The sequence below is a fragment of the Bacillus sp. NEB1478 genome (assembly GCF_031582965.1).
Lineage (GTDB): Bacteria > Bacillota > Bacilli > Bacillales > Fictibacillaceae > Fictibacillus.
In genome coordinates, this window is the sequence record NZ_CP134049.1 from 851936 (window position 1) to 871695 (window position 19760).

Below are 19760 nucleotides of genomic sequence, written 5' to 3' on the forward strand. Positions count from 1 at the left end.
ATCAGACATCTGACGGGGTTTCAATCATTTTAATATTGTCCAGTTCTGGTGTACCAGTCATCATACTCGCGTTCAGCATCTTCCCTTGTTTTACCGTGTCTTTCTTGAATCTTACCGATCATTTTTTCACGATCACCTTGTGCTTGATCGTAATCATCGTCTGTTAATTTGCCCCATTGTTTTTGGGCTTCACCCTTAAACTGTTTCCACTTGCCTTCCATTGTATCGTTTTTCATCTTTAATCATCCTCCATTCTAATATTTATTCGAATAAGAATCTTCATAACGATGAGCATTTGTAGAACGATACTTACGGAATGTATCGTTTACATGTCTGTGACGATCAACTTCACTGGCATCAACCAGTACGAGGATATCACCGCCTTCAACAGCTTCCTCATATTCTTTTGCTTCCGTTTCGGGTATTCCTAAACCTACAAGAGCTCCAACGAGTCCGCCAGCACCTGCACCAACTGCAGCCCCTCCTAGAGCTGCTGCGATTGGTCCCGCAGCTACAATTGGACCGATTCCGGGAATTGCGAGCGCTCCTGCACCAAGCAGTAAACCGCCTAGTCCACCAAGAATGCCTCCTGTAGCCATACCAGCGGCGGCACCCTCTGGAGCTTTGGAGCCTGTCTCTTCATGAATGTGTTTTACTTCCTTTTTATCCTTTGCGATAACTGAGATGTCATCATCATTGTACCCTTGGTTCCTTAATTCTTTAATCGCGTCAATTGCATCATCTTCTGTACGGAAAACACCTACTACTTTATTATGCCTGTCCATGTATTTCCTCCTTTTTAAGATGATTACTACGTTTGTTTTGTTCCCGAAATAAAATAAAACGAAACCGTTCTCAGACATTTTGAGTCCTTATTACCATGAAAAGGAATTTCAGTATAATCATTTGGGTATTTTTAACAGCAAAAGACTTATTGTTTTTACTTACATTTTATGGTTTGATGTCTATATAAAGGAAAAAAACTGCAATTGAATGATATAAAGAAATAGAAAACGAATGGTGATTAAAAATGGATATTTTTATCGGCAGACAACCTATATTAGATAGAGATGAAAATGTTGTTGCTTATGAACTTTTGTATAGAAGCAGTTCGACAAATAGATATGAAGGTTCTGATCATGACAATGCAACCCTTGATGTGCTGGTTAACAGTTTTACTGGAATTGGTATTCGGGAAGTTGGCGAGAGGAAAAAATGTTTCATTAACTTCACAGAAAACTTATTATTGAATCGTGTCCCGACATATATTTCCCCTGAGCATATCGTTATTGAGATACTCGAGACAGTAAACTTAACACAAGAAATAATAACCGTCTGTAAAGAACTTAAAAGCAAAGGTTACATTATTGCGCTAGATGATGTGATATCAAATAGGGACCTGTCCAGTCTCATACCTTTTATAGACATTATAAAAATTGATTATTTAGTGATGGATAAAAAAGATATACAAGACATGATTGAAAAGTATAGAGATAAAGTACACTTTCTCGCTGAGAAAATTGAGAACCGAAAAGAGTATGAAGAAGCTAAAGAGATGGGATTTGACTATTTCCAAGGGTACTTCTTTAGTAAGCCCGTTATTTTAACTGGGAAAGATATTGCACCTGTTCCGACAAATTATTTTCAGCTATTGAATGTACTAAATAGCAATGATCCGGATATCGATCGAATTAGCAGTTTGATTCAGCAAGATCTATCAATTTCCTTTAAGCTGTTGAAACTCATGAATTCTGGTGCATTGATGAAAAACAAAGTCACTTCCATTAAACAAGCTGTTGTTCTTCTTGGACTTAATGAGATTAAAAAGCTAATTACGATGCTGTTAATGACTAGTTTAAGAAAAACAGATAATCAAACACAATTGGTAAAGATGAGTTTAACAAGAGCTAATTTTTTGGAACATTTCTCTGAAGTTTTTCAAATCGATAAAAGTTCGCTGTATATGTTTGGAATGTTTTCGTTAATTGATACTATTTTGAATAAAGAAATGAAAGATATCGTTGCTGATTTACCAATTACAAGTGAATTATCAAATGCTCTCTTAGGGAAAAACGAAACATACAATCAAGCGATGTTATTAGTTGAAACGATTGAATATGGGCGCTGGAATGAAACTGCAAAATTGTGCATGGAACTCCAACTGCCTGAGACCGACCTCTTCTTACATTTTCAAAAAAGCACGTTAATGACAGATGATTTTTTCCAAATCGGTGAAAAAAGCTTAACAGGAGCTTAAAAAAAGGGAACTTCCAACACGGAAGTCCCTTTTTTTATTAAAAGAATCTTGTTTTTGTTATTGATATGTCTAATTCGTAAATCTTTGTTGCCATAAAAAAGTGAAGAGGTTGATTTCCGCTCCAGGTTGCTCGCTTCCGCGGGGTGCGGTGAGCCCCTCGAGGTCAAAAGTTTAATGGTCCTTAAGGCAAAAAGCGCCTTCTTAGCCCATTCCCCTTTTGCTTGTCGGGGCTGTTCAAACCGCATCAGCTTTTCGGACTGTCCCACTCGTGCCGCAGGACAAGGAAAGATTCGACAGTGGCGTCACTCTTAACCGGCTTTAGTTTCCTCTTCATATTATCAACAACGTAGTATAACAGAATCCTATTTAAAAATACCTGTCGCTCGTTTTGGGTCAGCTGGACCCTCATGCTCAAGTGCATCCAAAACAAAATTGAAGGCAAGCGGGTCCTGAGCTATATTTTGATGTTCAATTTGATCATATGGATAATAATCTTGAATCGTGATGTTTGTTATTTTATCTGGACTGCCGTTTAAAAAAGCAGATGTATACGGCACAACTATCTCGTCATTTCGAGTGGATACATTCGTGTAAGAGATATCTCCCGGAGTCTCGTCCCCTTCATTTAAACTTGTGATAAATTCTGATCCTGCAGCTTGCTGATGACAAGCCTCACAAGTGGCAATGTCCGCTCCGGTAGAAGTAAGCTCTGTTAAGCCAGCCACCCCTTTTGTGCCATGATTTGAGGGAACAAGTCCAATTAAATCATCTACCTTTTCATCTCCTCCAAGAAACTTTGTATAATAGCGAGGCATCATTCCACCCTGACTATGACCAACGATTGAAACTTTTTCTGCGCCAGTTAATTGTAGAACTTGATCAATAAACGTTTTTAGCTCGGATGCAGAATCTTCTATAGGGCCTGAAGCTGGTACCGAACCTGTATACCCATAATTTAACGAGTACACACAATAGCCTTTTTCTTTTAATAGAGGAGCGAGGTCAATAAAATTCCGTTCCATCGTTTCGAACGTACCTGGGACTAATACGACCGGTTCCGGGTGCTCCTCACTAGGACGGCATGAAGCATCATTTGCCCCAGGTGGCGGCGGTCCTTCTTCAGATAGAAAATCACCAGATGAAGACCCTGCTGCATCAGCGGATATTGGCGTTCCAGTAAGGAAGATTCCTGCAATGATTACTGAGAAAAGAAAAGTAAATACTTTAGACATTGTTATCCCTCTTTTCTTTGATTTAAATAAAAGGTCGTTTTGTAAAAGATTGTTCTTTTAAGTCATTTTCGTTAACTGACTTCATTGACAAGTTGATTGGAGTGCAAGGTGAGAGACTCCTCGAAAATGAAAATCACATTTTCTTCGTGCGATATATCGCTGCCGTAGCCTTCCTTGTCCTGCGGGAGCAGCGGGACAGGTGAGACACATCCATCCGGCGCAAAGCGCAAAGGTGGCTCACCGCATGCCCCGCGGAAAGCGAGCATCCTGAAACGGAAATCAACCACTTCTAGGAGCAACATGTTGACGAAAACATCCTAATAAAAAAAGACACCACAAACTCCTACCAAAGATAGGGTTTATGTGTGTCTCCAGATCTCCAACATAAAACAAGCATGAACTTATGGGTTATTAAACTAAAGAATGAAAGCGTTGTCAATACAAGAATGCATATTGCTAGTATTTGGAGATGTTTTTTCTACATAATAAAAAGTGTAAGGAAGTGATTTTATGAGGTTAAGTATATTGGATCAATCACCGATCTCAAAGGGTTATACAGCGCAGCAAGCCCTTTTGGCATCATTGAAACTTGCTCAAGCCGGTGAACAATTTGGGTATCAGCGCTACTGGATTGCAGAACACCATAACTTCCATGGATTAACGTGCCCGGCGCCGGAAGTGATGCTCAGTTATATAGGAGCTAACACAAGTACGATTCGAATCGGTGCAGGTGCTGTTTTGCTTCCACATTATAAACCGTATCGTATAGCTGAAACATATAATCTGTTGGCTACACTTTTTCCTGACCGGATTGATTTAGGAATCGGCCGTGCACCTGGTGGGTCTGCTGAAGCTGCAATGGCTTTATCTGATAACTTTTTAGCAAACGTTCAAAAAATGCCCGATATGATTACAGAACTTCTTCATTTTTTACATAACGATCATCCTTTTGAACATATGTTTTCAAAAATCTCTGCTTCTCCAATCCCAGAAAAATTGCCTGTACCTTGGATTCTTGGCACGAGTGAAAAAAGTGCACGATTAGCTGCGGGGAATGGGACATCTTATGCATTCGGACATTTTATGAGTGATAAAAATGGACCTGAGATTATAAACACATATAGAAAACAATTCAAGCCAAGCAAAAAACAACAAAAAGCAGAAGTTATTATCGCTGTCTCTGTCATATGTGCTGAAACGACAGATAAAGCTGAAGAACTGGCACTGCCTGTTCTTTTTTGGAGAATACAAAATGCAAAAGGAGAAGGGGATAAAGGAGTTCCTACTCTGGAAGAGACACAGCTTTATTTTTCTAAGGATGACCGTAAACAAATCCTGAAGGAGGCTAAAAAGAAAATGATAATCGGTGATCCAATTACAGTGAAATTAGCACTCAAGCAACTGCAAGAATCACATGGTGCTGATGAAGTTATGGTTGTCACTATTACTCATCGCTATGAGGACCGGATAAAATCGTATAAACTGCTTGCTAATGAAATGATATAAAATGACTAGAGGCAAGCATTATTTTTTCATTCATCAAGCATACTTGTTATACTAATATCGATTATTAAAATATAGTAGCTAATTTTTTGTTGCGTCACTATAAGGAGGACGGTTTGTATGTCCAATAATAAAAAAAGATTACGTGAAATTCCGCTGTCAGTACTAGATCTCGCTCCATTAGTGGAGGGGGGAACGGCCTCTGACTCCTTTAAAAATACTTTGAATCTTGCACAGCATGCAGAACGACTAGGTTTTAACCGATATTGGCTGGCTGAACATCATAATATGCCAGGTATTGCAAGTTCAGCTACTTCTGTAGTCATCGGGTATGTTGCAGGCGGGACGAATAAAATCCGTGTAGGGTCTGGAGGCATCATGCTCCCAAATCATGCACCGCTAGTCATTGCAGAGCAGTTCGGTACTCTGGAATCTATGTACCCTGGTCGTATCGATCTCGGTTTAGGCAGGGCTCCAGGAACTGATGGATTGACGGCACAAGCACTACGTCGTGATTTAGGAAATACAGGTGATGATTTTCCTTACCAGCTGGATGAATTGCGCACTTATTTAGATCCAACTCTTAGTCCAGATAACATGAAGGTAAGAGCAATTCCTGGAGAAGGGCTCAACATTCCAATCTGGCTATTAGGATCAAGCGGTTTTAGTGCTCGTTTAGCAGGACAGCTTGGACTTCCATTTGCATTCGCGAGTCATTTCTCGCCAGATAATACATTGCCTGCTCTGGAGTTATATAGAAGGAATTTTAAACCGTCAAACGTTTTAGATAAACCTTATGCAATGGTTGGCGTAAATGTAGTTGCAGCAGAAACAGATGAAGAAGCTGCACGGCTTGCAACTTCTCTTCAACTGCAATTCTTGAATCTCGTTCGTGGTACACCAACACCACTTAAGCCGCCAATTGACAGTATAGAGGGTGTCTGGAGCCCTTACGAAAGATCAGCGATAGAACAACAGTTGAGAACAACCATCATCGGAAAACATGATACTGTAAAAGAAAAGCTGCAAGCGTTCCTCGATGAAACACAAGCAGATGAAATGATCATTAACGGTCAAATTTACGACCATGAAGCCCGATTGCGTTCATTTGAGATTATTTCGGAAATCGTTAATGATTAACAAATAAAAAAGAAAGGCGTACCTCTTTTGAGAAGTACGCTTTTTCTACGTTGTTTATGCTTTTTGATGATTCAAATCCCACATAATTCCGAATTGATCTTTAACTTTCGCGTATTTTGCGCCCCAGAAAGTATCTTGAAGCTCCATCAAAACAGAACCATTGGCACTTAATTTATCATAGATATTCTCTATCTCTTGTTCATTATCAAATTCAAGCGTGAGGGAGATATTATCCCCTACAGTTACTTCTTGACCTGGAAAACCATCAGAAGTCATTAAAAGCAGATTGCCTTTTTTGAACCTTGCGTGCATTATACGGTCATCAGCTTCTGGCGGAGTTGGGAAATCAGCTTCACCAAACGTTTGCATATCCGTGATTTCACCATCAAAAATTTGTTTGTAGAATTCCAATGCCTCTTTCGCCTTACCGTTAAATGTTAAATAGGGAATTGCCTGCTTCATTTTAAAATCCTCCTCTGGAATTGTCAGCTAATATTCGTGACTATACTTTATTGTAAACGCTATTTATTCATAAAAACAAGAACATTCGTTCGACAAAACTATCTTTTATTCAAAAAAATTAGAGGACTACATATATAGATGCAGAATTGATATTCGATACTAAAAAATGGCAGGAGGAAGTAGAATGAAAGATGCAAGGCAATTATCTCAATTTAATAGTTGGGCCAATGAAAAAGTATTTGAACACTTAAAGCAGCTTCCCGAAGAGATCTATGAAAAAGAAGTGCAAAGCGTTTTTCCATCTATATCAGCTGTTCTTCATCACATGTATCAAACGGATTATGTGTGGCTGAAAGTATTAGAAGGTGAATCGTTTGATGAAATTGTTGCTTCTGTAAAGAAAAGGGCAGCAGAGGTTCAAGGGATCAATTTGAATGAAATGCATATTAAGTTTAAAGAAATGGCTGGGCAATTCGAAATATTTATTCAGCAAAAGGGAGACTTGAACTTACCGACGACAGTCCACCATCCAGCAATGGGTACGTTAAATACAACTTACGCAGATCTGCTGCAGCATATTGTAAATCATGGAACATATCATAGAGGTCACGTTTCCGCGATTTTAAATCAATTAGGCCATAAAGGAGCTTCTATAGATTATATTTTTTATCTTTTCTCCTTACAGCATCAATAAAATGATGAAGGACTTCTATCAATGGAGTCCTTTTAATTTTGCGTTATAGTGGAAAGCAAATGAAGAATATGAAATAATGATGAGATGATGAAAAATGTGTGATATTTTACGAAATTCTATACACAAGCCTAAAGTTTATTTTATTATAGATAAGGTGGAGTAAGATTGCTTGATAGAATTGAAAAATGACTGATTAAAATAAAGCAGTAAAGGGGAAAGGTATAATTTTATGGAATTTCTTTTATTAATAAAGGCCGTTATTTTAGGAATGGTCGAAGGTTTAACAGAGTTTGCTCCTGTTTCTTCTACAGGGCATATGATTATCGTGGATGATATGTGGTTAAAATCTCAAGAATTTTTAACGAGTCCAATTGCGAATATGTTTAAAGTAGTCATACAGTTAGGTTCGATTTTAGCTGTAGTAGTTGTTTTTTGGAAACGTTTCTTAGATATGTTTGGTATTAAACGCGATAAATCCATAGACGCACCAAAAGGCGGACATTTGAAATTAACACAAGTATTCGTCGGACTTATTCCTGCAGGGATATTAGGTGTATTGTTCGGAGATTACATCGATGAGCATCTTTTCACAACGAAAACAGTAATGGTCGGTCTTGCAATAGGTGCTGTATTAATGATTATTGCTGACATTTATAATAAGAAAAATAAGCAGCCAACTGCTGAAACTGTTGACCAGATTACGTATAAACAAGCTTTTGCAATCGGTTTGATTCAATGTTTATCGCTTTGGCCTGGCTTCTCAAGATCAGGTGCTACAATTTCAGGCGGTGTATTGATGGGATTAAGCTATCGTGCTGCTGCTGATTTTACATTTATTATGGCAGTTCCGATCATGGCGGGAGCAAGCGGTATTTCACTCCTAAAGAATTTGGAGGATTTTTCTGCTGATGCTATGCCGTTCTTTATTGTCGGATTTATTAGTGCGTTCATATTTGCGATGCTTTCGATCCGTTTCTTCTTAAAAATCATCGAAAAGATCAAACTAACACCATTTGCAATTTACCGACTTGTATTAGTAGTTATTCTTCTTTTCTTCATTATCTAAATGCACTCAATAAAAAAGTCTCTGTTCCTTACTGGAATAGAGACTTTTTAAATAGCTTTATTTTATTTTGAACCGTTTTTTTCTTTTTGAATTTTTTCTTTTAATTCATTGATGTATTTCTGTTTTGCTTTTTCATCTTGAAGAGTACCAGGGCCAGGAGCTTTTTTCTTTAAATACTTTTGGAGGGCTTCCTGAATTTCCTCCGGTGTAGCATTTTCAGGTATCTCGCCATTTTTCTTAAGCATTTCAATGATTCGATCATCATTCGCTATAATATTGACCGCCTCTGATTCTGTTTTATTTTGTGAGTCACTTATTTTATGTTCTTCATGTTGAACAGGTTCTTTTTTGTCAGCAGAACAACTCGTAGCTGTAATTGCGAAGGTTGCTAAAATGAAAAATACGATACTTCGTTTCACCATTTAACCTCCTTACTCTTTATTCTATTATTATGGCACAAAAACCAATTGCATGTTCGCAATTGGTTTTTGTGGTTTTATACTTTTTATTTGTGAGATTTGCTTGAAATTTTAATTTTTGCAGCGGTGTTGTCATTGCTAACACCTATAACTTCAAACTCGAGTCCGTAGTTTGGAACATTGCGTCCTGCATCTACAAGACCTTTGTTGCTGTAATCATGATTATCATTGAATTTTTGGTTCGTCGCTACTCGGTTGTCTGTTAATGTTGTTCCTAGGAGATCTCTATAATCCAAGAACATTTTTTCACCGCGGTTTTTATTGAATGCAGCATCATGAACTTGATAGCGAGATGAAGCTACCGTTCCATCACTCCACTTTAATGTGTTTTGGTCTGCATCCACAACTCCTAAGAAACCATCACCAGGATGGATTCCTGTCCAGTTATCTGTGTATTTGTCATCGACATACCATACAACAAGACCAGAATCATATTTCATAATGCTGTTGCCGCGAGCAATGTGTGCTAAACCTTCATCAACGCCATTATGATTTCTCCACTCTAATAAGTAGTAGTGATCTGTGTAGAATTTTCCGTTTGATTTTGTGAAGTTCCCTGTAAATGAAGAAGTACCTTCAGCATTATCAAATAGTGTTTGAGTACCATCTACTGTTAATGAGATGTCATCTACAAAGAATCCTGGCATGATCAATCCACCGTCAGTCCAGTAGTTAAACTGAAGCTCAATATTTTTACCTGCGTATGCAGAAAGATCGAACTCTCCATCCACCCATTGTCCGTTTGAACTGCCTGTGATTCCGTTTCCAGGATTTTGGTGATATGGATCATCAGTTGTTGTAAGGTTACCTTTGATACTAGTCCATTTTGTAACACCTTTTTCTCTTACTTGAACAGATGCATAATCAAAATCTTGCTCAATATCGTACCACGTTTTAAATGAAAGCTTTGCTGATGCAGCATTCGTTAAATCGACAGTTGTACCGAATGAGTTATCAACACCATTTCCTTTACCGCTGAAATAACTGTTTGAACCGCTGTATGGTGTGTTTACGATCGTTTCTTTTTGCGGCAAGTTCACACGGACAGCATCATTGTTCGTCCCTTTCATGCTTGCTGCGTCTAGTAACACTTCTGTTCCTTTTTTATCAAGGTCTTGAAGATTCAGAGTTTCTCCAGAGAGCCAGTTAGACCCTTCCATCGTAGATTGTAAGAATTCCTTAGACCATGCACTGAATCCAGTAGGTTCTGTGCCAGGTATTTTACCAGCCCAGCTTCCGGCTGACATGATTGACCAATAAGCAATAGGCTCTCCAGCACCTGAATATTGAGTGTCATATTCATCTGGAAGACCCAAATCATGGCCGTATTCATGTGCGAATACACCAGCTGCTCCATCTGCAGGCTCGATCGTGTAATCGTAAGCCGCCATTGAACCATCCCAATATGGTACATCTGTTTGAGTACCAGGAATTGCGAAAACGTTACCTAGGTTCCAACGATGGCTCCAAACTGCATCTTCGCCTAATTGGCCTCCGCCTGCTTCTTCACCAACACTGGAGTGAACAACCATTAAGTGATCGACTAATCCGTCCGGCTCACGTGTATTGCCATCACCGTCTAGATCATAACGGTCTTCTTGGTCAAATTCGCTTAAATTGATATTTGGATCTTTAGCTGCCGCAGTTAATGCCTCTTGTATCAGTTCACGCGGTTTATCATCGCTTCCTGTATCCGGATTATTACCTCCATAGTAAGCAGCCGGATGCTTTGCTTCATACCATCCGCCTACCTTACCTGTGATCGTGTAGCTCCCGCCGGATTGTGCTTCATAGTATTGTTTAACGGATTTTAATTTTTCGCCGTTAGGTCCTTGATATCCGTTTTCACCAAAAATCATATCTTGATAGTGTTCATGTGTATAATCCTCATAGAACATATCCGTTTCATCAGATGTAATCTGGTTATGAGGGAAGTCTGGATATTCTACTAAAAGAACGAGTACATTATCTAAGCGCTCTCCGCCTGTCCAATTTTCAGGTTTAGCTGGGTTAACATCTTTGTCTTTTCCTTTTTTACCATGCTCGAGACCGTTTTTATCATGCTTTTTGTTATTTTTATCTTGTTTCTCAGCGTTTTCCTTTTCTAATTGTCCTGCTGGAAGATTAGCTGCACCATCTTGTTTCATTTGTAAAAACTTCTGAAGTTTTTGCTGTGCTTCTGCTGCGCTGGCATTCTTGCTGATTTGACCGTTTTCCTTAAGCATTTCTATTAATTTCTCATCGTTGGCCACTGCTAAATCAAATGGACCACCGTGATTATGACTTTGAGCAGATACTGCAGGTGCTTTCACATCAGAAAGAACATTGATTGGTGCCGCACTGACGGTTGCAAATGTACTGCAGCTTAACATAGCTGCAAGGGCAGCTGAAACTAATTTTCCCTTTTTCACCTAAAATCCCCCTTTTAGAAGTTATGTAGTAATAGGAATGATCAACAACAGATATTGTCGAATAATTCCGCATATTCAAAATCTTACCACCACTAGCCGAATACTAAAATAGGTGATTTGTACTATGTTCAGGTCTGGAAAATAGGTAAAAAATCCTATTTTAAGAACTATATTCTTTTTGTCGATTTATAAAATTTTAAGATAAATGCTTAATTTACGAGCATAATTTTATAGGTCTTTAGAGTGTATTCAGAGAAAAATAAATATCGGGATTTTTAAATGTACGAATAAAGGGGATAAGATAAAAACGAGTTTTTCAAATTGCTTGAAGTATTCTAAATTTTCTTTTTTATCCATAATGTAATATTATAAACTTATCAGTCTATTTTATTTAAGTGTATAACTCATATATTGGAGGGGGTTTTTTTATGAAATCGTTTGAGGAGAAATTAGATCACTATGCTGAACTTGTCGTTAAAGTAGGATTAAATGTACAAAAAGGGCAGAACCTGCTTATCAATTCTCCGCTTGAAGCTGCAGAGTTCACTCGCAAAGTAACTAAATACGCCTATGAGAATGGGTGTAAAAGAGTTATGGTGGATTGGATTGATACACAAATTAATAAGATTCATTTCACTAATGCACCTGAAGAAGAATTGAAAGATGACCTAAAACAATGGGATATTGATAAACTTACAACCCTTATGAACAATAATGATTGTTTCTTGATGGTTACCGGCAATGATCCGAATGCTTACAAAGGCGTACCATCTGAACGCATCATGTTTGTTCAAAAAAACAGAGGTGAGAAACTGCAAGCATTCTCAGCAGCACAGCTAAGAGGGGATATGCATTGGGCAATTGCTGGAGCACCAACAAAAGAGTGGGCGAAAAGCGTATTTCCGGATAAAAATGAAAACGAGGCAGTTGAAGCATTATGGGAAGCTATTTTTCAAACGGTCCGAGCAGATCAAGAAAATCCTATGGCTGCTTGGGAAGAGCATGTAAAAACTTTGACCGAAAAAGTTGATTATTTAAATGAACAAAGATTTAGAACACTTCATTATAAGTCAGAAGGAACAAACTTAAGTATTGATCTTCACCCAGACCATAATTGGATTGGCGGAGGTCATCACTCAACGTTCGGTACATACTATATTCCGAACTTGCCGACCGAGGAAGTTTTCACAACACCGAGAAAACATGGTGTTAACGGTACAGTTTCGAGTACGAAGCCATTATCTGCAATGGGGAACTTAATCGAGAACTTCAGTCTGACTTTTAAAGATGGAAGAGTCGTTGAATACACGGCTGAAAAAGGATACGATACGTTAAAACAGCTAATCAGTATTGATGAAGGAATGGAGTTTTTAGGGGAAGTGGCGCTTGTTCCTTTTGACTCACCGATTTCTAATTCTGGTATTATTTTCAACAATACACTTTATGATGAAAATGCATCATGTCACTTAGCGATCGGCACAGCCATAACGATGTCAGTCAAAGACGCAGGTAATTTAACACCTGAAGAAATGGAAGCAAAAGAAATCAACCATAGCCGTGGTCATACCGATTTCATGATTGGTTCTGCAGATCTGGATATTGAAGCAGAGTATGAAGACGGAAAAAGAATTCCATTATTCAAAAACGGCAACTGGGCAGTTTAAAATGCAAAATCCGATTCCTCATAATAGGGAGTCGGATTTTTTTATGTATTATTTTTAAGTATTATAGGAGTCCATTTACAATAAAGTTTAGGGCTAATTGCCTCAAAATATTAAGGTAGACCTCAATCTAAATGGTACCAAATTTTTAAAAAACAGTCTATATTTTTTTGTAAATTCCTTATATTGTTAAAACAGTTAGATCATTTGAGGAGGTAATAAAATGTTTGATCAATCACCTTACGATATAAAATTTGATTGGGGAATTCGAGGTGCAAGGGAAGCAGCGTATCGAAAAGACATAATCATCATTGTTGATGTACTTAGCTTTTCGTCAACTGTAACAGCTGCTCTTCAGTATGGTGCAAATATTTATCCATTTCCGCCGCCAATAAATAATGAAGCGTTTCAATATGCTCAAGAGATTAATGCGGAACTTGTGGTTGGGAGAGCTGAGGCAATAAAAACAGGACAGCATTCACTTTCACCTGTCTCATTTTCGTCAGCAGACTCAGGAAAATCGTTCGTGCTATGTTCGTTAAATGGAGCGGCTTGTGTGGAAGCTGCAAAAAAAGTACCTGCCCTTTTGATTGGTTCATTGCTGAATGCAGAAGCTGCAGCTCATGCTGCAATGAATGTGAGAGCGGTGACAAAAAGAAATATAACAATCATCGCTTGCGGGGAAAGATGGGAAAATCCATCTGATCACGAAAATGAACTGAGACCAGGGATTGAAGATTATTTAGGGGCAGGTGCAATTCTTTCATCATTAACTGGTACTTTTTCTCCTGAAGCCCAGATCTGTCAAAAAACGTTTCAAGCTGTAAATGACGATTTAACCGCATTGATTAAGGATTGTGGAAGCGGAAGAGAGCTTATAGAACGAGGTTTTTCTGAGGATGTATCGTTTTGTACTCGGTTTAATATAAGTTCTACAGTGCCCTTATTATCAAATAATCATTTCGTCAATTTTGATCTGCGTGTAAAAAATTAAATAGAATATTACGGGCCTTCTCTAGGAAAAATAAACAAAAATAGAGGAGGTAAGTTTATGAAAAAATTAGTCGCGTTTTTTGCGGCGTTCACTATTGTTTTAAGTGGCTGCGGCGGAGCTAGCAAGATGAAGGAAAGTGAAGCATCGCCTGAAAATATGAATACAAAGACAAGGCAGAGTCCCCGGTTGGAACAAATCAATTCTCCAACTAAAACTCAGCAAGATACATCAAAAGAAGAAGTTGTTCATGGTAAAACCAAAGTGGAAACAATCGGGTTTTTAGAGCCGATGGATCCGAAAAAATCAGTCTCCGATGTACAAGAAGCTGAAAATGATCTTACTTATATCGCGTTCTTCAGTTATCAGGTGAACAAAAATGGAACGCTCAAGCCTATCAAAGACTGGGCTGCACTTAAAGAAATCAAAAAAACGAAAGCAATGCCAATGATGGTTTTAACAAACTTCTCAGAAGGCAATTTTTCACCGGAAATTGCGCATAACATCTTTACAGATAAAGCTGCATCCAAAACGCTCATTGGCAGTGTTATCAGCACAATGAAAAATAAAGGCTATAAAGCGTTAAATATTGATTTTGAACATATTAAGGAAAAAGACCGTGAACTTTATAATGGCTTTTTAGAAACGATTATTCCAAAAGTACAAAAAGAAGGATTTAAAGTTTCTACTGCACTTGCTCCTAAAACAAGTGACAAACAAGGCGGTGCTTGGCATGGTGCACATGACTATAAACGTCATGGTGAACTAGCTGATTTCGTTATATTAATGACATATGAGTGGGGCTGGTCAGGCGGACCTCCAATGGCCGTTGCTCCAGTACCGCAAGTAAAGGAAGTTGTAGATTACGCAGTATCGGTTATTCCGGCAAAGAAAATTATTATGGGAGCTCCATTGTATGGTTATGACTGGACACTTCCATATAAAAAGGGCAATAAGTTTGCAAAGCGTATCGCACCATTAGAAGCTCATGACTTGGCTCTAAAAGAAAAAGCAACAGTGAAATATGACAATCAGGCACAAGCGCCATTCTTTAATTACAAAGGGGATGACGGTAAGCAGCACGTGGTCTGGTTTGAAAATGAACAAAGTGCCGAAGCAAAAAATAAGCTTGTAAAACAATATAAGCTGCGCGGTCTTGCATATTGGGTGCTTGGAGAACCATTCCCAGAGAACTGGATTCTTCTGCACGACGAATTTAATATTGCAAAACGTTAAAAAATAAGAGGCGGGATCCAAAAAGGTATAAAGCTTTTTTGGTCCACGCCTCTTCTTCATTTTTTGTGTGGAGAGCCTTCATTGTAGAATTTTGTTTATTATTGTAAGTTCGGGAGTATATTAAAAAATCCGTGGGATTATTCATTAGCTTTGCAGAAAACTGGATATTTTTCACAATGTCTGTACTGGCAATCCTTGTTACTCTTGAAAGTGGTTAATTTCCGTTACAGGATGCTCGCTTTCCGTGGGGCGGGCGGTGAGCCTCCTTGACCCTTTGGGTTATTAGGAAAGGGAGTGGATTTTCTGACTTCCAAGGATTATCAACACTTTCAATTAACAGAGCTTTAAAATTAAACAGCCGATACGGATGCTGTTTTTTCAATATGAACTCCTTTTCGATCCGGGAAAACTGTTTCAAAGCGATATTGCGGAAATAATAAAGAGAGCTGCTCTGTTATAGAGGCTGCTTTTTGGTGTGGTGTAAAGCATACGATTGATGGTCCTGAACCACTGATCGCTGCACCATAAGCACCAAGAGATACAGCAGTTGTTTTCAATTCATCGTAAAATGGAACCCACTTCGAACGGAATGGTTCATGAAATAAATCTCGATTCATCATTGCTGATGCTTTTTTCCAGTTGTTTTTTATTAGTGCTGCCACTAGCACATTACTGATTGCGCTTGCTTCTACCGCTTTATTAAAAGGGAGAAGGTTAGGCAGGGATTCCCGCGCCTGTTTCGTATAAAGCTCATGATCCGGAATCGCTACGATCAGCTCAACAGCCACATCCGGAACATGTACCGTTTCAAGTTCATGACCATTAAAGTAACTGATAGTTAATCCCCCATAAATGGCTGGAATGACATTGTCAGGGTGTTTTTCTAAACGGCTCGCTATTAATGCTTTTGTTTTTTTTGAAAGTTGCAGGTCTAATAAAGTGTTCGCAATCTCCACTCCCGCAACGATAGCAGTTGCAGAACTTCCTAATCCTTTAGAAAGAGGAAAGTTGCTTTGAACTTCCAGTCTGCATGGCGGCAGTGTTTTGTCGTATTGATCCGCCGTATATTGCGCTGCTTTCGTGATCAAATCCTCTTCCTCTTGATTAAGGATGTTAAGTTCATTTCCTAAAAAAAGAGTTTGCCACGCTTTTGATGGTTCTACATAAACCGTTAAATAGCGATTGAGCGCAAGGCCAACAGAATCAAAGCCGGGACCGAGATTGGCTGAACTTGCAGGTACGTGAATGGAAAACGATTCATTGAACATTAGACAACAACTCCTTTTAGTTCTTGACGTAAAATTTCAAGGTCATTCGGAATTACAATGGGTTCAACAGCTACTGTCTTTAAAGCGATATCTGGATCTTTTAAGCCATTGCCTGTTAATACGGCAACGATTTTAGCACCTTTTGGCAGAAGGCCATTTTTATGCTGTTTATAAAGACCTGCAATCGTACTGCAGGAAGCGGGTTCTGCAAAAACACCTTCTTTTGAGGCAAGCATTTGATATGCTTCAAGAATTTCTTCGTCAGTTACACTGTTAATAACTCCACCCGATTCTTCTAGAGCTTTAACTGCAAGATTCCAGCTCGCAGGGTTTCCTATTCTGATTGCAGTTGCGATTGTTTCCGGATTTTTTACAACAGCACCATTTACAATAGGTGCTGCACCTGCAGCTTGAAAGCCGTGAATTTTTGGCAGTCCTGTAGATTTAACAGCATCATATTCTTTAAATCCTTTCCAATATGCACTGATGTTTCCAGCGTTTCCAACAGGAATGGCTAAGATGTCAGGTGAAAGATCTAATGCATCTACTAGTTCGAAAGCAGCCGTTTTTTGCCCTTCTAATCGAAAGGGATTAACAGAGTTAACAAGGGTATAACCTTCTTCTTCACTCATTTTTTTAACCATCTCTAATGCTTCATCAAAGTTTCCTTGAATAGAAAAAATCTCAGCACCATACATTTTTGCTTGTGCAAGTTTTCCTTGTGCTATCTTTCCGTCAGGAATAACAACAATACAGCGCAAACCTGCACGTGCTCCGTATGCTGCGGCAGAGGCTGAAGTGTTACCGGTAGATGCACATATAATCGCTTTACTGCCGGATTCCTTCGCTTTTGCTACAGCAAGCACCATACCTCTGTCTTTAAAAGAACCTGTCGGGTTTGCTCCTTCATATTTAGCGTATAAGGAAATATCCCATTCTTTTGATAAGTGTTCAAGTGGAATGAGTGGTGTAAGGCCTTCATTTAATGATAAAAGTGGAGTACTGTCACTCACGGGCAAGTAATCCTTATATTGATCGATCAGTCCAGTCCAATACATATTAAGCTCCTTCCACGCGATAATGACTTTTAATTTCTTGAACAACATCGGAGTCCCGCAGCAGATTGTAAACTTTGTTATTTTGATTCTTATTCGTTCCGTGTGTAACGATGACAACTTCTGCAAAACCAGTACTATTTACGGGGCTTTGAATCAGTTTTTCGAGCGAGATTTCATGCAGTGCAAATAATGATGTAATGGCTGAGAAAGCACCAGCTTCATCTTTAAGATGCAATCGATAAAAGAATTTTCCCTGAATCTCATTTTGCTCTTTTAGTTGTTTTGAAAATTGCGGACCGACAGCATTTTTCCCGTTCACACCAAGGCGCATGTTTTTTACAACGGCCACTAAATCTGAAACAACAGATGTCGCAGTTGGCAGCTGGCCAGCGCCTGGTCCGAAGAACATTGTTTCACCAACGGATTCACCGTAAACATAGACTGCGTTATATTCATCATTCACACTTGCAAGCGGGTGTGAATCAGGCAGCATCGTCGGTTCGACACTGATTTCAACTTTTCCATTATCCTTCTTTGCATTTCCGATTAGTTTCAGCGTATAGCCAAACTGTCTTGCATATTCCAAATCTTCTTGTGTCACTTTGGAAATACCAGAAACATTCACGTCATCTAAATGAATGTGCATCGAAAATCCAAGTGTTGAGAGAATGGCCATTTTTCTGGCTGCATCAATGCCTTCCACATCTGAAGTCGGATCTGATTCAGCGTATCCAAGCGATTGTGCTTCTTTAAGTACTTCTTCATAATTGCGCTTTTGTTTATCCATTTTTGTAAGAATATAATTTGTTGTTCCATTAACGATTCCCATGATTTTTGTGATTCTGTCAGAGGCGAGTCCGTCCACTAATGAGCGGATAATCGGGATTCCGCCTGCAACACTTGCTTCATAAAAAAGATCACAGCCGTTTTCGTTTGCCACTTGCAGAAGCTCTGCCCCATGAAGCGCCATTAAATCTTTGTTTGCTGTTATCACATGCTTCTTATTTTTTAGTGCGAGTGTAATATATTCACGGGCTAGTTCGATTCCTCCCATAACTTCAATTACAACATGGATGCCGGTATTCTCAAGAACGTCTTCTGGCTTTTGAGTGAGCCAATCTTCTTTAATGGAAACAAGCCGCTCTTTTTGAATGTCTTGAACCAAAACCTTTCCAATATAAACAGGACATCCAACACGGTGCTGCAATTCTTCACGGTTACTTTCAATCATTCTAACGACACCGCTTCCGACTGTTCCTAATCCTAAAAGCCCAACTGACACATGATCAACCATTTCATCCACTCCTTTTGTCTTTTTAGAAAATACATTTGTTTGTTCAATAGAGACATTGTACATGGCGATTATGAATCACACAACAGGGGAAATTGTAAAGATTAAGAGAACGCTTTTATGATTAGTTTATGTTCATCCAATTTTAGGGAAGGGAAGGAATTATATAGTAGATTTACATAAATTCAGCTATGATAAAAGCTAGAGCAAGAATATAGTTTAAGGGGATAACTTTCATGGTTTTGCAATTAGAGTCAGTCATTACAGAAACATTAGATTGTTTAGATGAGAATATTTTTATCATTGATTTAGAATATCGAATTTCATGGATGAATCAATCAGCTTACACATTTATAGATAATATTAAGTCTTACCTTAAGTTTGAAAAAGCAGAGGATCTAATCGGAACATCTATTTCACGGTTTCATAAAAATCCTGATTACCAAATTAATCTTCTTGAAAATGGAGATTTTCCAATTGATATGCAGCTTAATTTGTTCAACCGATTCGTTGCAAGATTGGTTGTAAAAGCATTCATCATTCGAGGAGAGAAAATCGGGTATATCCTTAATTGGCGTGACATAACTGAAATTGAAATAGAAAAAGAAAAAACACAAGCGCTGATTGATGAATTATCAGCTCCTATTTTGCCAACAGTTGCCGAAAATACTTTATTGGTACCGTTAGTCGGGGAATTGTCGATTGAGAGAATGGAACGTCTTACAAGCAAGTTATTAAACGCATGTTTAAAAAATCAAGCGGAATATGTGCTCTTGGACTTCTCGGGTGTTACGACACTCGCCGATTCAGATTTAGGCCAGGAAGTTCAAAAGCTAACGAGTGCAGTGGAGTTAATGGGTGCAACCGTCCTTTATTGCGGATTTACAACGGAGATGGTGAAGGATATGGTTGATTTAGGCATCAAAACGAATCAGCTGTCATTCGTTTCATTTCGTAATGCCATTCTTTACGTCATTGCAAAACTTGGCTATCGATTAGAAAAGGAATAAA

Annotated in this window: 19 protein-coding genes; 9 read left to right on the forward strand and 10 right to left on the reverse strand. The window is 38.6% G+C overall.

Going from position 1 to position 19760, the window contains the following annotated elements; genetic code table 11:
* Positions 1-29: 29 nt before the first annotated feature.
* Together RGB74_RS04005 and RGB74_RS04010 are read right to left on the reverse strand one after the other, a co-directional pair.
* Complete coding sequence (locus RGB74_RS04005; protein WP_310761705.1) at positions 30-236, reverse strand: CsbD family protein; 207 nt, start codon at positions 234-236, stop codon at positions 30-32.
* Between the two features lie 18 nt (positions 237-254).
* Positions 255-785, reverse strand: coding sequence for a general stress protein (locus tag RGB74_RS04010; RefSeq protein WP_310761706.1), 531 nt, complete (start codon positions 783-785; stop codon positions 255-257).
* Between the two features lie 245 nt (positions 786-1030).
* Here RGB74_RS04010 and RGB74_RS04015 point away from each other — a divergent pair, with 245 nt between their 5' ends.
* Positions 1031-2257, forward strand: a complete 1227-nt coding sequence (locus RGB74_RS04015; protein WP_310761707.1) for an EAL and HDOD domain-containing protein — start codon at positions 1031-1033, stop codon at positions 2255-2257.
* 362 nt (positions 2258-2619) lie between these two features.
* On the opposite strand, the gene RGB74_RS04020 is transcribed toward RGB74_RS04015, so the two are convergent.
* Together RGB74_RS04020 and RGB74_RS04025 are read right to left on the reverse strand one after the other, a co-directional pair.
* Positions 2620-3489: an esterase/lipase family protein gene (locus RGB74_RS04020; protein WP_310761708.1), complete on the reverse strand. Its 870-nt coding sequence runs from the start codon at positions 3487-3489 to the stop codon at positions 2620-2622.
* A 71-nt stretch (positions 3490-3560) separates the two neighbouring features.
* Entirely contained in the window at positions 3561-3791 is a 231-nt protein-coding gene (locus RGB74_RS04025) for a hypothetical protein (protein ID WP_310761709.1), read from the reverse strand.
* A gap of 208 nt (positions 3792-3999) precedes the next feature.
* Between RGB74_RS04025 and RGB74_RS04030 the strand changes: the two genes are divergently transcribed.
* Positions 4000-4995 (forward strand): LLM class flavin-dependent oxidoreductase, encoded by a 996-nt coding sequence (locus tag RGB74_RS04030; protein ID WP_310761710.1) that lies wholly within the window; start codon positions 4000-4002, stop codon positions 4993-4995.
* 117 nt (positions 4996-5112) lie between these two features.
* A complete protein-coding gene (locus tag RGB74_RS04035) occupies positions 5113-6132 on the forward strand; it encodes an LLM class flavin-dependent oxidoreductase (RefSeq protein WP_310761711.1) in 1020 nt (339 codons plus the stop codon).
* A gap of 54 nt (positions 6133-6186) precedes the next feature.
* On the opposite strand, the gene RGB74_RS04040 is transcribed toward RGB74_RS04035, so the two are convergent.
* Complete coding sequence (locus RGB74_RS04040; RefSeq protein ID WP_310761712.1) at positions 6187-6594, reverse strand: VOC family protein; 408 nt, start codon at positions 6592-6594, stop codon at positions 6187-6189.
* Between the two features lie 184 nt (positions 6595-6778).
* Between RGB74_RS04040 and RGB74_RS04045 the strand changes: the two genes are divergently transcribed.
* Together RGB74_RS04045 and RGB74_RS04050 are read left to right on the forward strand one after the other, a co-directional pair.
* The gene (locus tag RGB74_RS04045) at positions 6779-7288 is read left to right on the forward strand and encodes a DinB family protein (protein WP_310761713.1); all 510 of its coding nucleotides are present in this window, start codon (positions 6779-6781) and stop codon (positions 7286-7288) included.
* Positions 7289-7517: 229 nt separating this feature from the next.
* Positions 7518-8354, forward strand: a complete 837-nt coding sequence (locus RGB74_RS04050) for an undecaprenyl-diphosphate phosphatase (protein WP_310761714.1) — start codon at positions 7518-7520, stop codon at positions 8352-8354.
* Positions 8355-8416: 62 nt separating this feature from the next.
* Here the strand turns inward: RGB74_RS04050 and RGB74_RS04055 are convergent, their stop codons facing one another.
* Both RGB74_RS04055 and RGB74_RS04060 read right to left on the reverse strand, forming a co-directional pair.
* Positions 8417-8773 carry a hypothetical protein gene (locus RGB74_RS04055; protein WP_310761715.1) on the reverse strand — a complete coding sequence of 119 codons (357 nt, stop codon included), beginning with the start codon at positions 8771-8773 and terminating at the stop codon, positions 8417-8419.
* Between the two features lie 86 nt (positions 8774-8859).
* On the reverse strand, positions 8860-11244 hold the full coding sequence (locus tag RGB74_RS04060; protein WP_310761716.1) for an immune inhibitor A domain-containing protein: 2385 nt from the start codon (positions 11242-11244) through the stop codon (positions 8860-8862).
* Between the two features lie 428 nt (positions 11245-11672).
* Here RGB74_RS04060 and RGB74_RS04065 point away from each other — a divergent pair, with 428 nt between their 5' ends.
* The 3 genes from RGB74_RS04065 to RGB74_RS04075 all read left to right on the forward strand — a co-directional run bounded on the left by RGB74_RS04065 (position 11673) and on the right by RGB74_RS04075 (position 15132).
* Positions 11673-12908 carry an aminopeptidase gene (locus RGB74_RS04065; protein WP_310761717.1) on the forward strand — a complete coding sequence of 412 codons (1236 nt, stop codon included), beginning with the start codon at positions 11673-11675 and terminating at the stop codon, positions 12906-12908.
* 220 nt (positions 12909-13128) lie between these two features.
* Positions 13129-13899 carry a 2-phosphosulfolactate phosphatase gene (locus tag RGB74_RS04070; protein WP_310761718.1) on the forward strand — a complete coding sequence of 257 codons (771 nt, stop codon included), beginning with the start codon at positions 13129-13131 and terminating at the stop codon, positions 13897-13899.
* A 57-nt stretch (positions 13900-13956) separates the two neighbouring features.
* The gene (locus RGB74_RS04075; protein WP_310761719.1) at positions 13957-15132 is read left to right on the forward strand and encodes a glycosyl hydrolase family 18 protein; all 1176 of its coding nucleotides are present in this window, start codon (positions 13957-13959) and stop codon (positions 15130-15132) included.
* Between the two features lie 350 nt (positions 15133-15482).
* On the opposite strand, the gene thrB is transcribed toward RGB74_RS04075, so the two are convergent.
* The 3 genes from thrB to RGB74_RS04090 are packed head-to-tail and all read right to left on the reverse strand — an operon-like array spanning position 15483 to position 18752.
* Complete coding sequence (gene thrB / locus RGB74_RS04080) at positions 15483-16400, reverse strand: homoserine kinase (RefSeq protein WP_310761720.1); 918 nt, start codon at positions 16398-16400, stop codon at positions 15483-15485.
* A complete protein-coding gene (gene thrC / locus RGB74_RS04085; RefSeq protein WP_310761721.1) occupies positions 16400-17458 on the reverse strand; it encodes a threonine synthase in 1059 nt (352 codons plus the stop codon). The genes thrB and thrC overlap by 1 nt, the downstream gene beginning before the upstream one ends.
* Position 17459: 1 nt before the next feature.
* The gene (locus RGB74_RS04090) at positions 17460-18752 is read right to left on the reverse strand and encodes a homoserine dehydrogenase (protein ID WP_310761722.1); all 1293 of its coding nucleotides are present in this window, start codon (positions 18750-18752) and stop codon (positions 17460-17462) included.
* Between the two features lie 233 nt (positions 18753-18985).
* Here RGB74_RS04090 and RGB74_RS04095 point away from each other — a divergent pair, with 233 nt between their 5' ends.
* Entirely contained in the window at positions 18986-19759 is a 774-nt protein-coding gene (locus RGB74_RS04095) for a hypothetical protein (protein WP_310761723.1), read from the forward strand.
* Position 19760 lies beyond the last annotated feature (1 nt).

Bases quoted from the DNA above. Each gene is read 5' to 3' on its own strand.
- RGB74_RS04070 (WP_310761718.1), top strand. From the start codon at position 13,129: ATGTTTGATCAATCACCTTACGATATAAAATTTGATTGGGGAATTCGA.
- RGB74_RS04075 (WP_310761719.1), top strand. From the start codon at position 13,957: ATGAAAAAATTAGTCGCGTTTTTTGCGGCGTTCACTATTGTTTTAAGT.
- RGB74_RS04035 (WP_310761711.1), top strand. From the start codon at position 5,113: ATGTCCAATAATAAAAAAAGATTACGTGAAATTCCGCTGTCAGTACTA.
- RGB74_RS04050 (WP_310761714.1), top strand. From the start codon at position 7,518: ATGGAATTTCTTTTATTAATAAAGGCCGTTATTTTAGGAATGGTCGAA.
- RGB74_RS04065 (WP_310761717.1), top strand. From the start codon at position 11,673: ATGAAATCGTTTGAGGAGAAATTAGATCACTATGCTGAACTTGTCGTT.
- RGB74_RS04045 (WP_310761713.1), top strand. From the start codon at position 6,779: ATGAAAGATGCAAGGCAATTATCTCAATTTAATAGTTGGGCCAATGAA.
- thrB (WP_310761720.1), bottom strand. From the start codon at position 16,400: ATGTTCAATGAATCGTTTTCCATTCACGTACCTGCAAGTTCAGCCAAT.
- RGB74_RS04005 (WP_310761705.1), bottom strand. From the start codon at position 236: ATGAAAAACGATACAATGGAAGGCAAGTGGAAACAGTTTAAGGGTGAA.
- RGB74_RS04095 (WP_310761723.1), top strand. From the start codon at position 18,986: ATGGTTTTGCAATTAGAGTCAGTCATTACAGAAACATTAGATTGTTTA.
- RGB74_RS04015 (WP_310761707.1), top strand. From the start codon at position 1,031: ATGGATATTTTTATCGGCAGACAACCTATATTAGATAGAGATGAAAAT.
- RGB74_RS04010 (WP_310761706.1), bottom strand. From the start codon at position 785: ATGGACAGGCATAATAAAGTAGTAGGTGTTTTCCGTACAGAAGATGAT.
- RGB74_RS04030 (WP_310761710.1), top strand. From the start codon at position 4,000: ATGAGGTTAAGTATATTGGATCAATCACCGATCTCAAAGGGTTATACA.
- RGB74_RS04025 (WP_310761709.1), bottom strand. From the start codon at position 3,791: ATGTTGCTCCTAGAAGTGGTTGATTTCCGTTTCAGGATGCTCGCTTTC.
- thrC (WP_310761721.1), bottom strand. From the start codon at position 17,458: ATGTATTGGACTGGACTGATCGATCAATATAAGGATTACTTGCCCGTG.
- RGB74_RS04020 (WP_310761708.1), bottom strand. From the start codon at position 3,489: ATGTCTAAAGTATTTACTTTTCTTTTCTCAGTAATCATTGCAGGAATC.
- RGB74_RS04090 (WP_310761722.1), bottom strand. From the start codon at position 18,752: ATGGTTGATCATGTGTCAGTTGGGCTTTTAGGATTAGGAACAGTCGGA.
- RGB74_RS04040 (WP_310761712.1), bottom strand. From the start codon at position 6,594: ATGAAGCAGGCAATTCCCTATTTAACATTTAACGGTAAGGCGAAAGAG.